The organism is Janthinobacterium sp. EB271-G4-3-2, from assembly GCF_020858035.1.
GTDB classification, from domain to species: Bacteria; Pseudomonadota; Gammaproteobacteria; order Burkholderiales; family Burkholderiaceae_D; genus Janthinobacterium; species Janthinobacterium aestuarii.
Window position 1 is genome coordinate 129,499 of record NZ_JACYMG010000004.1, and the last position, 12,927, is coordinate 142,425.

Below are 12,927 nucleotides of genomic sequence, written 5' to 3' on the forward strand. Positions count from 1 at the left end.
TTATAGAATTTGCCAGTACTATAGTGCAGTGCAACATATAAATCTAATTCCATTTCTTGATACCAATTATATGAATCGTGAATGGAAAACTGTAATATTTTTTAACGAGTGAAAATATTCGTGCCCGGCGCGGTTTACACTCCTAAGTAATCAATTTTAAGTATTCAATTCAACTTTTATCTTGGGCTTTCCATGAGTTTTCTGACGCTGGATCTGAACTTGCTGCGTGTTTTCGACGCCGTCATGACGGAACAAAACCTGACGCGCGCAGCCGGCCACCTGGCGATGACGCAGCCGGCGGTATCAAACGCCATCAAACGCCTGCGCGAGAGCCTCGGTGACGAATTGCTGATCCGCACGGCCTACGGCGTGAAACCCACGCCCCGCGCCGAAGCGCTGTGGCCATCCGTGCGCTCGGCCCTGGCCAGCCTGGAAGCGGCCGTCACGCCGGAAACTTTCGACGTGTCGAAAACCCACGCCACGTTCCGCATGGCCATGGCCGATGCGACGGCGGCGTTCTGGCTGCCCTCGCTGATGCGCTCGATCGAACGGGAAGCACCGGGCGTCAATGTGCGCATGATGCCGCTGACGACGCGTGAACCGCGCCCGATGCTGCTGCGCGGCGACATCGATCTGGCCGTGGGCTTCTTTCCCGGCGTGGCGGCGCAATTGTCGAGCGAAACGGGTTCGCCCATCCGCCACGAGCGCCTGTATTCCGGCAAGTATGTGTGCGTGATGCGGCGCGGCCATCCGCTGGCCGACAAGGAATTGACTCTGGATAACTACTGCGCGGCCAACCATTTATTGGTGAGCTTTTCCGGCCGCGCACATGGCTTGATCGACGAAGCCTTGTCGCAGATCCACCGCGAACGGCGCATTCTGTTGACGGTCAACCAGTTCTTCACGGCAGGCAGAGTGGTCGCCAATTCCGACCTGATCACGGTCTTGCCGCGCCATTTGATCGCCTCGACGGGCATGACGGAGTCCCTGCTGTACAAAGATTTGCCATTGACCTTGCCGGCCGTCCACCTGGACATGCTGTGGCACGAGCGCGACGCCCGCAGCCCCGCCCACAAATGGCTGCGTAATCATCTGGAAAGCATGAACACGCCCACCCTGCGCACGGCCACAGCGGCCGGCGGCGGCGTGGCACCGAAGCCGCATATCGAGTAAGCGTCGCCTGCACAAGAAAAAACGCCTGATGATCTCTCATCAGGCGTTTTGCTATGCGTGGTTGCTGGAGCGATAACCGATGCGAAAACCGCCCCAGTGCTTGCCCTCGACGTGGATGGGCACGGACAAATCGTGCATGACCTCGCCCGTGTCGCGCTTATACGTCTGCAACAGGAAGGCCTTGGTATTGCTGCCGCAGCGCTTGCCCGTGCGGTCGCTGAAGATGCGCTTGGTGCGGTTATTGACCATATCGGTGGCGTAGTCGCCCGTCAGCGGCTGGGAAAACTTCTTGTTGTGCGTCGGAAAATAGCCGTTGTTGTCGACGGCGCCCGCATACGCCAAATGGGGCAGGGCGGCCAGCACGCCTTCCTGCAGGTCGGGCAGCACCTTGTCCGTAAACGCGTCGAACTTCGTGTTGTGCTTGGGCGGATTGGTGTTCGGAATCGGGCGGTAGTGGCGGTCAAACAGGGCTTCGCGCGTGATGCGGCCCGACGCGATCGCTTGCTCGAACAGTTTGCCCACCTCGCGCGCGGCGCGCTGGGCCGCCTCGCGGATCTCGTCGTGCGGCGTGGCCACGCTCGATTCACCGAGGGCGCCGGCGATCACTTCGGCCCGCTCGGCCAGGGCCATGGCCGACTGCGTGGCGCGCGGCAATTCGGCATTCGTCGACAGCATGCTGTCGCGGATTTGCCCGATGGCGTCGGCGATCACTTGCGTCGTGTCGACGTGTTCGCGCGAGGCGCGGGCGATTTGTCCGATCTCGTCTTCCGATTCGCCCGACGATTGCTCGATATGGCTCAAGGACGCATGCACGCTTTCCACATTGCGCGCCGCTTCCGTCACGCCGGCCGCCAGCGAACTCATGCCGCGCGCGGCTTTCTCCGACTGTTCATTGATTTCGCGCACCATCACGCTGATTTCATCGGAAGCTTCCTTGGTGCGCTGCGCCAATTGCCGCACTTCACCGGCCACGACGGCAAAACCGCGGCCATGTTCGCCGGCACGGGCCGCTTCGATGGCGGCGTTCAGCGCCAGCAAGTTGGTACGCGCGGAAATATCGGAAATGGCTTCCGTGAAGCCCGTGATGCGTTTGGATTTTTCCTGCAGACTCAGCATGGTGCTGGACGCGCCTTGCGCTTCCTCGCGTGCCGTATTGATGCGGCGCAAGCCCTGGTCCACTTCGGCGCGCGCCGCCACGCTTTCCACGCGCACGCCGGCGGCCACCTTGGCGGCCCGCTCCGCATTGGCGGCGATCTTTTCCGTCATCGCGGCATTTTGTACGGAACTGTCGGCAATGTCGCTGGCCGTGCGGACATCGAGTTCCACCTTCTGTTTGACGGAATCGACAAAATACGAGGTTTCCGCCGCGCCGATCATGATGGCGTCGATGGCGTTGCCCACCGTATCGGCGAACTGGTGCAAGCCCGGTTCGCCGCGCGGACGGCCGGCAAACGCCAGCAGCGCGGCGCCGATGGCGGCGGCCACGCAGGCAATCAAATAAGGATGGTCGCCGCCCGACAACAGCAGCAGATAGGCCAGGCAACAGGCCACGGCCATTGCCAGGATCGTGAATACAAAGAAACGCACCAGCTGATGCTGCAACTGCTTCATTTGTCCCCCGCTGCGCGAACCCGTCACGTCCCTGGAGGGACGTGCTGTGGCCGTATGCGGATGGGCACGATTGCCCACCTTGCACCCTGAACACAACGTCTGCGCGTGTTTTCAGGCCGGCTACCGGATAGCAGAATTGTAGTTCTACTCTACAACATTTGTTCCGATAGCTCAATCAGAAAAACAGGACGGCTACACCAGGGTCACTTAATTGGCAATTTGGTGGTGTTTTTGACCTCTTCCATGACGGCATAAGTGTGGGTTTCCCGCACACCTTTCTGCAACAGCGTCTTGCCCAGGAATTCGCGGTAAGCGGCCATGTCCTTGACGCGCGCCTTGACCAGGTAATCGAAACCGCCGGCGACCATATGACATTCCAGTACCTCTGGAATGATTTGTACGCTATGCTTGAAGGCGTCGAACACTTCCGGTGTCGTGCGATCGAGCACCACTTCGATGAACACCAGCAGCGACACGTCGAGCAGCTGCGGGTTCAACTGGGCCGTATAGCCCATGATGTAACCGGATTCGTGCAGCTTGCGCACGCGCTCCAGGCAGGCCGCCGGCGACAGGTTCACGCGCGCGGCCAGCTCCACATTGCTGATGCGTCCATCGCTCTGCAATTCCATCAGGATTTTCTTACTGATCTTGTCCAGCATTCCCATCACCCCCAAATTAATATTATTTGGTTAAATTGTCGCATCAAAAACTATCTATTGCTAGTCCCCTGTATTACCAGAATTAATCCATAAGAATCCCCTTTACAATCGAATCATCTTAACGTCCGACTTTCTGTATTTTTTTGCACCAAAAAAGAGCAAGAATTACGTCAGTTTTCGTCCCCTTTTTCCTTGTAAAGAGCACTTATGCACCCTGCAGGCCCCTCGGCTTTTACCCCGATTCCTTTTGCTGCGTTCCAGGCAGAAATCCTGCCCGAAGCGACTCCACAACGCGCCGCCATCACCGCCGCCTATAGGCGCGACGAGGTTTCCGCCGTGCAGTGGCTGTTGCAACAAGTGCGCCCCAGCAGCACCGAAACGACGGCCGAAGGACAAGCGCTGGCGCACCGCCTGGTCTCGAACGTGCGCCAAAAACGCACGCGCGCCTCCGGCGTCGATGCACTGATGCACGAGTTCTCGCTATCGTCGGAAGAGGGTGTTGCATTGATGTGTCTGGCTGAAGCGCTGTTGCGTATACCCGACAGTCAAACGGCCGACCGTTTGATCGCCGACAAAATCAGCAAGGGTGACTGGCGCAAGCATCTGGGCGAATCGCCATCGCTGTTCGTCAACGCCGCCACCTGGGGTTTGCTGATTACGGGCAAACTGGTCAGTACCAGCAGCGAATCGGGCCTCGGTTCGGCCATGACCAAGCTCATCGCCAAAGGCGGTGAACCGCTGATCCGCAAGGGCGTCGACCTGGCCATGCGCATGCTGGGCAACCAGTTCGTGACGGGCCAAACCATCGAGGAAGCGCTGAAGAACAGCCGCGAGAATGAAACGCGCGGCTACCGCTACTCCTACGACATGCTGGGCGAGGCGGCCCTGACGCAACAGGACGCGGCCAATTACTACGCCTCGTACGAAACGGCGATCCATGCCATCGGCAAGGCATCGAACGGCCGCGGCATCCGCAACGGTCCCGGCATTTCCGTGAAACTGTCGGCCCTGCATGCGCGCTACAGCCGCGCCCAGCGCGCCCGCGTCATGGAAGAATTGCTGCCGAAAGTCAAAGCGCTGCTGTTGCTGGCCAAACAATACAACATCGGCTTCAACATCGATGCGGAAGAAACGGACCGCCTGGAACTGTCACTCGACCTGATGGAAGCGCTGGCTTTCGATGCGGATCTGGCCGGCTTCGACGGCATCGGCTACGTGGTGCAGGCGTATCAAAAACGCTGCCCGTTCGCCATCGATTTCCTGATCGACCTGGCGCACCGCAGCGGCCGCAAGTTCATGGTGCGCCTGGTGAAGGGCGCGTATTGGGATGCGGAAGTCAAACGCGCGCAAGTCGATGGCCAGGAAGGCTATCCCGTCTACACGCGCAAGGTCTACACGGACGTCTCTTACCTCGTGTGCGCGCAAAAACTGCTGGCCGCCAGCAGCCTGATCTATCCGCAGTTTGCCACGCACAACGCGCAAACCCTGTCGACCATTTATACCTGGGCGAAACGCGACGGCATCACCGACTACGAATTCCAGTGCCTGCACGGCATGGGCGAAACCCTGTACGACCAGGTCGTCGGCCCCGAGAATCTCGACAAGCCGTGCCGCATCTACGCACCCGTCGGCTCGCATGAAACCCTGCTGGCCTACCTGGTGCGCCGCCTGCTGGAAAACGGCGCCAACTCCTCGTTCGTCAACCAGATCGTCGACGAAAGCGTGGCCATCGATAGCCTGATCCGCGATCCGCTCGAGCAGGCGCGCCTGCAGGGCGGCTTGCCGCATCCGTCGATTCCGCTGCCGCTGGACATGTTTGGCAGCGAACGCAGGAACTCGGCCGGCCTGGACCTGTCGAATGAAGATACTTTACGCACGCTGGCCACGGGCCTGGCGCAGCAGCAGACATGGCAGGCAGCGCCGCTGATCGATGGCGCCGTCAGCCTGAATGGCCCCACGCACATGCTGCACAATCCGGCCCAGCACGACGATGTCGTGGGCAAGGTCATGGAAGCCGGTCCGGCCGACGTGGAAACGGCCCTGGTCAGCGCCAGCGCCTACGCCATGGATTGGCAAACAACAGAACCGTCGATCCGCGCGCAAGCGTTGCTGCGCGCGGCCGACCTGTTCGAAGAACACCACATCGAGCTGATGGCCCTGGCCGTGCGCGAAGCGGGCAAGTCGCTGCCGAACGCGATCGCGGAAATCCGCGAAGCCGTCGACTTCCTGCGCTATTACGCGGCGCAGGTCGAACACGCGCCAAATACCCTGGCGCTCGGTCCCGTCACCTGCATCAGCCCGTGGAACTTCCCGCTGGCCATCTTTACGGGCCAGCTGGCCGCCGCCCTGGCCGCAGGCAACGTGGTGCTGGCCAAACCGGCCGAGCAAACGCCGCTGATCGCCCACCGCGCCGTGCAATTGCTGCACGCGGCAGGCGTACCGCGCGGCGCACTGCAATTCTTGCCCGGTAGCGGCGAAGTCGTCGGCGCCGGCCTGTGCAATGACGTGCGTGTGAAAGGCGTGATTTTCACGGGCTCGACGGAAGTGGCGCAATTGATCAACCGCAACCTGGCCGCGCGCGCCGTGGCCGAAGGCATCGACATTCCCCTGATCGCCGAAACGGGTGGCCAGAATGCGCTGATCGTCGATTCGTCCGCCTTGCCGGAGCAAGTGGTGCAGGACGTGATGTCGTCCGCTTTCGACAGCGCCGGCCAGCGCTGCTCGGCCTTGCGCGTGCTGTTCCTGCAAACGGAAATCGCCGACAAGACCATCCACATGCTCAAGGGCGCCATGCAGGAATTGCGCGTTGGTAATCCTGACCGCCTGGCGACCGATATCGGTCCCGTCATCGATGCGGAAGCGCAAGGTAACTTGCTGGCGCACATCAACAAGATGAAAACCATGGCCATCGACCATTATTCGCTCGATTTGCCGACCGTCAAAGGCACGTTCGTCGCCCCGACCGTGTTGGAAATCAAGTCGCTGGCGCAATTGACGCAGGAAGTCTTCGGCCCCGTGCTGCACGTGATCCGCTACAAGCGCTCCGAGCTGCCGCAACTGGTGCAGTCGATCAATGACAGCGGTTACGGCCTGACCCTGGGCATCCATACGCGCATCGATGAAACGATCGATTTCATCACCAAGCGCGCACATGTGGGCAATATTTATGTGAACCGCAACATCGTCGGCGCCGTCGTCGGCGTGCAGCCGTTCGGCGGCGAAGGCAAATCAGGCACCGGCCCCAAGGCGGGCGGCCCCCTGTACCTGAAACGCCTGCAGCGCAATGCGCCAGCCGGCGCGCAGCACCAGCGCCAGGCGCCGCCGGCGCTCGACGCGCTGACCGTGTGGGCGAAGATGCATGGCCACGACAAGGTCGAGCAGCTGGCGCAGGAATACGCGCGTACCACCTTGCTGGGCAGCACCACCGTCTTGCCAGGCCCGACAGGCGAGCGCAATACCCTGAGCTTTGCCGCGCGCGGCACGATTCTGTGTGCGGCGGCGACGTCCGGCACGCTGATGAACCAGCTGGCCGCCGTCCTGGCCACTGGTAACCAGGCCCTGGTGCTGGCGCAAGCGCCGGATCTGATCCCGGGCGACTTGCCGGCGGCACTGAAAGACCGCATCCAGATCGTCACCAGCCTGGAATCGGTCAAGCATGATTTCCAGATCGCCATGATCGAGCCGAGCCTCGATGGCCAGCTCAAACCGCTGCTGGCGGCACGGGAAGGGGCCCTGGTGGGCACCATCGCCACCACGCAGGACGGTGCCATCCCCCTGTGGCGCCTGGTCGCTGAGCGGGCGCTGTGCGTGAATACGACGGCGGCCGGTGGTAACGCGAGTTTAATGATGCTTAGTGTCTAACATTTAAGCAGGCAGTCAACGCAAAAGGGCAGAACCAGTGGTTCTGCCCTTTTTTTATGCACGCTGGATGAAAAATCAGCCAGCCAGGCGCTGGCACAATTGCTGGATCACCGTATACGCGTACGGCGACGCGACGGTTTGCACGAAACGCATGAAGTCGACGGCCGCCTCTTCGTTGGCGTTGTCGGAAATGGTGCGCATGACCGTAAACGGCACGCCCAGCTCAAAACACACTTGCGCCACGGCGGCGCCTTCCATTTCGACGGCCAGCAGGTCGGGGATATCTACTTTGAGCTGGTTCAGATGCGCGGCGCTGCTGATGAACTGGTCGCCGCTGGCGATCAAGCCACGGTGCACTTTGGCGTGCTGCAAGCCAAATGCCGCGATATCGGCCGCCTTGAGCACGCTGGATACATCGTCACGCAGGAAATCTTCCGCAGCGCCAGCCAGTTGCGTGCTCAGTTCCAGATCCGTGGCAAAACGCTGCAGGCCAGTCAATGGCACTTCGAAGCGGGGAAACAGTGGACGGGCATCCATATCGTGCTGCAACAGCGCTTCGGCCACGACGATATCGCCGACTTTCACGCGTTTATCCCCACTGCCGGCCACGCCCGTGAAAACGATGTGGGTAACTCCGTACTTTTCCACAAGGATAGAAGCTGTCGTGGCGGCGGCAACCTTGCCCAGACGCGACAGGACGCACACAGCGTCGATATTCCACAGGGTTCCCAGGGTGTAGTCGCGCATGCCGTGCGAATGCCTCTGGGGGCCTTGCATGGCTTCTACCAGCCCCTGCTGTTCTTCGTGCAAGGCACTGATGATGCCTAAACGCATTTTTTGATGTGTATGCATGCTGTTTTTACAGGTTTTTGGGATTGCAAAACGGTTTACATGGTGAAAACAGCCGTTTCGGCGACTTTCCCACCGTTCGCGTTTGTCTCTGTGTTTTAAATAAAGATGTATACATAAAAATAGTAGTGATAGTAAACGGCCATTTTTTTGTGGATAAGTCGGTATACCATCGAAAAATCATCGACTTAGCGCACAAAAAAGTAGGCGCACAAGCATTGTATCTACGAAGGACTTGTTTGGGATAAAAATTGGCTTGTGGACAAAGATAGACTTTTCCCACATCTCATCCTGTGGATATACAGGCACTTATCCACACCAGCACGCAAAAATCGCGGTTTTTCTTGCTGTAGTGGCATGTTTGACGTGCTTCGTTTGCATAGGCCCATGTTTGCCAATCAACAGTGGTGATTACGAACGTTGTTCTTTCACTGACGTGAGCGTCCAGTTGATTATTGGAAGACGGTTTGGCAGTGGGTCGCGATGTCGCCGTTGGCTTTTTTTTTTTGACGACTTTGCGTGCCTTTTGAAAATATCCCCGGACTTCCGCTTTTTTTGTCGGTTTACAATAGATCCATATATAAAAATAGTAGTAATAGTAAACGCGTTTTTTTCTGTGGGTAAGTCGCTTTTTTTCAACAGGATCAATCGTTTACGCGCAAAATAAAGCGTGCATAATCGCTGTATCACGCGAGGAGCAAAATTGTATAAAATGCGGGCCTGTGCAAAAGTTCGTGTTTACGCACAAGTCATCCTGTGGATATCAAGTGATTTATCCACAATCGTCTCACATTCCCCTTTCTTCGACATCGCACCGCCTGCTGGCACTGTGCCTGCTCAGGTCTGTTGACGTTTCCATTTTGCAAAACGGTTTGGCAGTGCTGCGTGCGTGATGCTGGCCGTGCCGGTTTTCGTCGCTCAGTTGTTGGCTCGATTTTTTTTGTCAGCCAACGCTGCTGCCCGGCTTTTTTTGAAGACAGGCTTGTGGAGGTTCGCTCAGGGGTAGGGCAGGCAAAGCGTGCGTTGTCGGGTTTACCTTAACAAGTTCGTATACAAGAATAGTAATAGTAGTTAACGGGCGCATCTTCTGTGGATAAGTCCCGATTTATCCTTGTAAACAATCGCTTGGCGTGCGGATAAGCGCTGAGTAAGGGGTGTATCTGCCTGGGACGGTTTCTGGACAAAAAAAAGCCGCTGAAAAAATTTTTCGTTTACACACATATCGTCCCTGTGGATATCCATACGGTTATCCACAGCTTGTAGCCCCTGCTTTGATGCTTTTTTACCTTGCCGTGACGCTTGTTCGTATCCCAGGCAACGATTAATGTCGCCCTGGTTCAGCACTGGTGGTAATCTCAAGGCGGCTCAGCAGCCATGCATGCATGAAGAAAGACAGACTCTGGTAGTGGAACGCGACGGGGAGACACGCCGCGCGACAGCTTGATGGCATACCGAAAGGAGCTTCATTGGAATCGGCAGGCGAATACGATTACATCATCGTGGGCGGCGGCACGGCAGGTTGCGTGCTGGCCAACCGGCTCACACGCGACAAGGACGCCAATGTTTTGCTCGTGGAAGCGGGCGGCAAGGATGACTATGTGTGGATCCATATCCCCGTCGGCTATCTGCATTGCATCGGCAATCCCCGCACGGACTGGCTGTATTCCACGCAGGCGGACGCGGGACTGGGCGGGCGCAGCCTGATCTATCCGCGCGGAAAGGTGCTCGGTGGCAGTTCTTCCATCAACGGCATGATCTATATGCGGGGCCAGGCCGGCGATTACGATCACTGGGCCGACCTGACGGACGACGCTTCCTGGCGCTGGGACAAGGTCTTGCCGCTATTTAAGCAAAGCGAGGATTATTACGGCGGTGCCTCGGAAAACCATGGCGTGGGCGGCGAGTGGCGCGTGGAAAAACAGCGGCTGTCATGGGATATCCTGAATGCGTTCCGCGATGCGGCGCAGCAAGTTGGCATCCCGAAAACCAGCGATTTCAATGGTGGCGACAATAGCGGCAGCGCGTATTTCGACGTTAACCAGCGCCGCGGCATCCGCTGGAATACCTCGAAAGCGTTCTTGAAACCGGCATCGCGCCGCCCGAACCTGACCATCATGACGGGCTGCCACGTGGAACGTCTATTGATTGAAGCTTCGGAGTCGGGGCCCCGTTGCACGGGCATCGTGTTTACGGGCGGCGGCACGCAGTGGCAGGCGACGGCCCGGCGGGAAACCTTGCTGACGGCGGGCGCCATCGGTTCGCCGCAATTGCTGCAATTGTCCGGCATCGGCCCGGCCGCCTTGCTGCAGCAGCATGGGATTGTTCCCGTGGTCGATGCCGCCGGCGTGGGCGGCAATTTGCAGGACCACCTGCAGTTGCGCATGGTATTCAAAGTGCAGGGCGTGAAAACGCTGAACATCATGGCGGGCAATATGCTGGGCAAGATGCAGATCGGCTTGCAATATGCGCTGTTCCAGAGCGGGCCCATGTCGATGGCGCCGTCGCAGCTGGGGGCGTTCGCCAAGTCCGATCCGCAGCAAGCCACGCCGAACCTGCAATACCACGTGCAGCCCTTGTCGCTCGACAAATTCGGCGAACCTTTGCACGCGTTCCCCGCGTTTACGGCCAGCGTCTGCAATCTGCGTCCCACGTCGCGTGGTCACGTGCAGATCGCATCGGCCGACAGCTATGCGGCGCCAAAGATTATGCCCAATTACCTCAGTACGGAGCAGGACCGCGCCGTGGCGGCCGACGCCTTGCGCCTGACACGGACCATCGCCGCCGCGCCGGCCCTGAAAAAATTTGCGCCGGAAGAATACAAACCTGGCGTGCAATTCCAGAGCCAGGAAGAACTGGCGCAGGCGGCCAGCCAGATCGGCACCACCATCTTCCACCCGGTGGGCACCTGCCGCATGGGTCTGGCCAGCGAGGCCTCGAGCGTGGTCGACAGCTCCTTGCGCGTGATCGGCGTGGCCGGCTTGCGTGTCGTCGATGCCTCGATCATGCCGTACATTACTTCTGGTAACACGAACTCGCCCACGGTGATGATCGCGGAAAAAGCGGCGCAAATGATACATGCGGCCTGGAAATAGCGGGGCAAGCGTGCGAGTTTGCGCCATTCGGGCCGGCGAAAAATCCCCGTAGTTATACTGTATTGTGCGTTAAATTTAAGTTGTGTATTATAAAAATGACTAAGTAGTACAAAAAGTACAACTAGGAGACACGATGTCAAACGTAATCTTGGAAACAAGAAATTTGACCAAGGAATTCAAGGGTTTCACCGCTGTGAGCGACGTGAACCTGAAGGTAGAGCGCGGCCATATCCACGCCTTGATCGGTCCGAACGGCGCCGGCAAGACCACGTGCTTTAACTTGCTCACCAAATTCCTGGTCCCCACTTCCGGACAGATCCTGTTCAATGGGAAAGATATCACGGCCGCCAAACCGGCCCAGATCGCGCGCATGGGCGTGATCCGTTCCTTTCAGATTTCCGCCGTCTTTCCGCATTTATCCGTGCTGCAAAATGTGCGCATCGGCTTGCAGCGCCAGCTCGGTACCTCGTTCCACTTCTGGCAAAGCGAACGCGCATTGAACCAGCTCAACGACCGCGCCATGGCCTTGCTGGCCGAAGTCGACCTGACGGAGTTTGCCGACACCATCACGGTCGACATGCCGTACGGGCGCAAGCGGGCGCTGGAAATCGCCACCACCCTGGCGATGGAGCCGGAAATGATGCTGCTCGACGAACCGACGCAGGGCATGGGCCATGAAGACGTGCACCGCGTGACGGAACTGATCAAAAAAGTGTCGGCCGGCCGCACGATTTTGATGGTGGAACACAATATGAGCGTGGTCTCTGGCATCTGCGACAAGATTTCCGTCCTGCAGCGCGGCGCCATGCTGGCCGAAGGCAGTTATGCGGAAGTGTCGCGCAATCCGCAAGTGATGGAAGCGTACATGGGCACCACCCACGCGGAACTGGAAGGGGCGCATTGATGGCGACACAAGTGAATGGCGGCGCACCCGCGCTGGAAATTACGCAACTGCACACCTGGTATGGCGAATCGCACATCCTGCATGACGTGAACCTGAAAGTGGCGCAGGGCGAAGTGGTCACTTTGCTGGGCCGCAACGGCGCCGGCCGCACGACCACCTTGCGCGCCATCATGGGGCTGACGGGCGCCCGCACGGGCTCCATCAAAGTCAACGGCGTCGAAGCGATAGGTTTGGCCACGCACAAAATCGCCCACCTGGGCATCGGGTATTGTCCCGAAGAGCGCGGTATTTTTTCCTCGCTGTCGACCGAGGAAAACCTGCTGCTGCCGCCGACCCTGGCCAGCGGCGAGAAGGGCATGTCGGTGGAGGAAATCTACGCCATGTTCCCGAACTTGCAGGAACGCCGGCATAGCCAGGGCACGCGCCTGTCGGGCGGGGAACAGCAGATGCTGGCCGTGGCGCGCATCCTGCGCACGGGCGCGCGCCTGCTGCTGCTCGATGAAATATCCGAAGGCCTGGCGCCCGTCATCGTGCAAGGGCTGGCGCGCATGATCACGACCCTGAAAGCGAAGGGCTACACCATTGTCATGGTGGAACAGAATTTCCGGTTTGCCGCGCCGCTGGCGGACCGGTTTTATGTGATGGAGCACGGTCAGATCGTCGAGACTTTTGCTGCATCCGAACTGGAGGCCAAGATGCCGGTATTGACCGAGCTGCTTGGCGTGTAGTCCCCATGTAGTGCGTTTTACTCGTCATCGACCAGCAATCGTCTGAATAG

Annotated in this window: 8 protein-coding genes; 5 read left to right on the plus strand and 3 right to left on the minus strand. The window is 58.9% G+C overall.

The genetic code is table 11. The features are described 5' to 3' along the window. Positions 1-192 precede the first annotated feature (192 nt). Positions 193-1,173 (plus strand): LysR family transcriptional regulator, encoded by a 981-nt coding sequence (locus tag IGS55_RS10835; RefSeq protein WP_034752642.1) that lies wholly within the window; start codon positions 193-195, stop codon positions 1,171-1,173. Between the two features lie 51 nt (positions 1,174-1,224). Here IGS55_RS10835 and IGS55_RS10840 read toward each other — a convergent pair whose 3' ends face one another. Together IGS55_RS10840 and IGS55_RS10845 are read right to left on the minus strand one after the other, a co-directional pair. Continuing rightward, a complete protein-coding gene (locus IGS55_RS10840) occupies positions 1,225-2,784 on the minus strand; it encodes a methyl-accepting chemotaxis protein (protein ID WP_230516893.1) in 1,560 nt (519 codons plus the stop codon). Positions 2,785-2,987: 203 nt separating this feature from the next. Then, a complete protein-coding gene (locus IGS55_RS10845; protein ID WP_010393827.1) occupies positions 2,988-3,443 on the minus strand; it encodes an Lrp/AsnC ligand binding domain-containing protein in 456 nt (151 codons plus the stop codon). Between the two features lie 207 nt (positions 3,444-3,650). On the opposite strand from IGS55_RS10845, the gene putA reads away from it, so the two are divergent. Next, positions 3,651-7,304 (plus strand): trifunctional transcriptional regulator/proline dehydrogenase/L-glutamate gamma-semialdehyde dehydrogenase, encoded by a 3,654-nt coding sequence (gene putA, locus IGS55_RS10850; protein ID WP_230516894.1) that lies wholly within the window; start codon positions 3,651-3,653, stop codon positions 7,302-7,304. Positions 7,305-7,379: 75 nt separating this feature from the next. Here putA and IGS55_RS10855 read toward each other — a convergent pair whose 3' ends face one another. Then, the gene (locus IGS55_RS10855; RefSeq protein WP_230516895.1) at positions 7,380-8,156 is read right to left on the minus strand and encodes a 5'-methylthioadenosine/adenosylhomocysteine nucleosidase; all 777 of its coding nucleotides are present in this window, start codon (positions 8,154-8,156) and stop codon (positions 7,380-7,382) included. Positions 8,157-9,619: 1,463 nt separating this feature from the next. On the opposite strand from IGS55_RS10855, the gene IGS55_RS10860 reads away from it, so the two are divergent. The 3 genes from IGS55_RS10860 (at position 9,620) to IGS55_RS10870 (ending at position 12,877) form a co-directional block, all read left to right on the plus strand. Further along, positions 9,620-11,245, plus strand: coding sequence for a GMC family oxidoreductase (locus IGS55_RS10860; RefSeq protein ID WP_230516896.1), 1,626 nt, complete (start codon positions 9,620-9,622; stop codon positions 11,243-11,245). 133 nt (positions 11,246-11,378) lie between these two features. Further along, positions 11,379-12,149 (plus strand): ABC transporter ATP-binding protein, encoded by a 771-nt coding sequence (locus tag IGS55_RS10865; protein WP_034752653.1) that lies wholly within the window; start codon positions 11,379-11,381, stop codon positions 12,147-12,149. Further along, complete coding sequence (locus IGS55_RS10870; protein WP_034752656.1) at positions 12,149-12,877, plus strand: ABC transporter ATP-binding protein; 729 nt, start codon at positions 12,149-12,151, stop codon at positions 12,875-12,877. Before IGS55_RS10865 ends, IGS55_RS10870 begins: the two co-directional genes overlap by 1 nt. Positions 12,878-12,927: the final 50 nt, after the last annotated feature.

Coding starts and splice junctions, on each gene's coding strand:
- IGS55_RS10840 (WP_230516893.1), bottom strand. CDS start 2,784: ATGAAGCAGTTGCAGCATCAGCTGGTGCGTTTCTTTGTATTCACGATC.
- IGS55_RS10865 (WP_034752653.1), top strand. CDS start 11,379: ATGTCAAACGTAATCTTGGAAACAAGAAATTTGACCAAGGAATTCAAG.
- putA (WP_230516894.1), top strand. CDS start 3,651: ATGCACCCTGCAGGCCCCTCGGCTTTTACCCCGATTCCTTTTGCTGCG.
- IGS55_RS10855 (WP_230516895.1), bottom strand. CDS start 8,156: ATGCATACACATCAAAAAATGCGTTTAGGCATCATCAGTGCCTTGCAC.
- IGS55_RS10835 (WP_034752642.1), top strand. CDS start 193: ATGAGTTTTCTGACGCTGGATCTGAACTTGCTGCGTGTTTTCGACGCC.
- IGS55_RS10845 (WP_010393827.1), bottom strand. CDS start 3,443: ATGCTGGACAAGATCAGTAAGAAAATCCTGATGGAATTGCAGAGCGAT.
- IGS55_RS10870 (WP_034752656.1), top strand. CDS start 12,149: ATGGCGACACAAGTGAATGGCGGCGCACCCGCGCTGGAAATTACGCAA.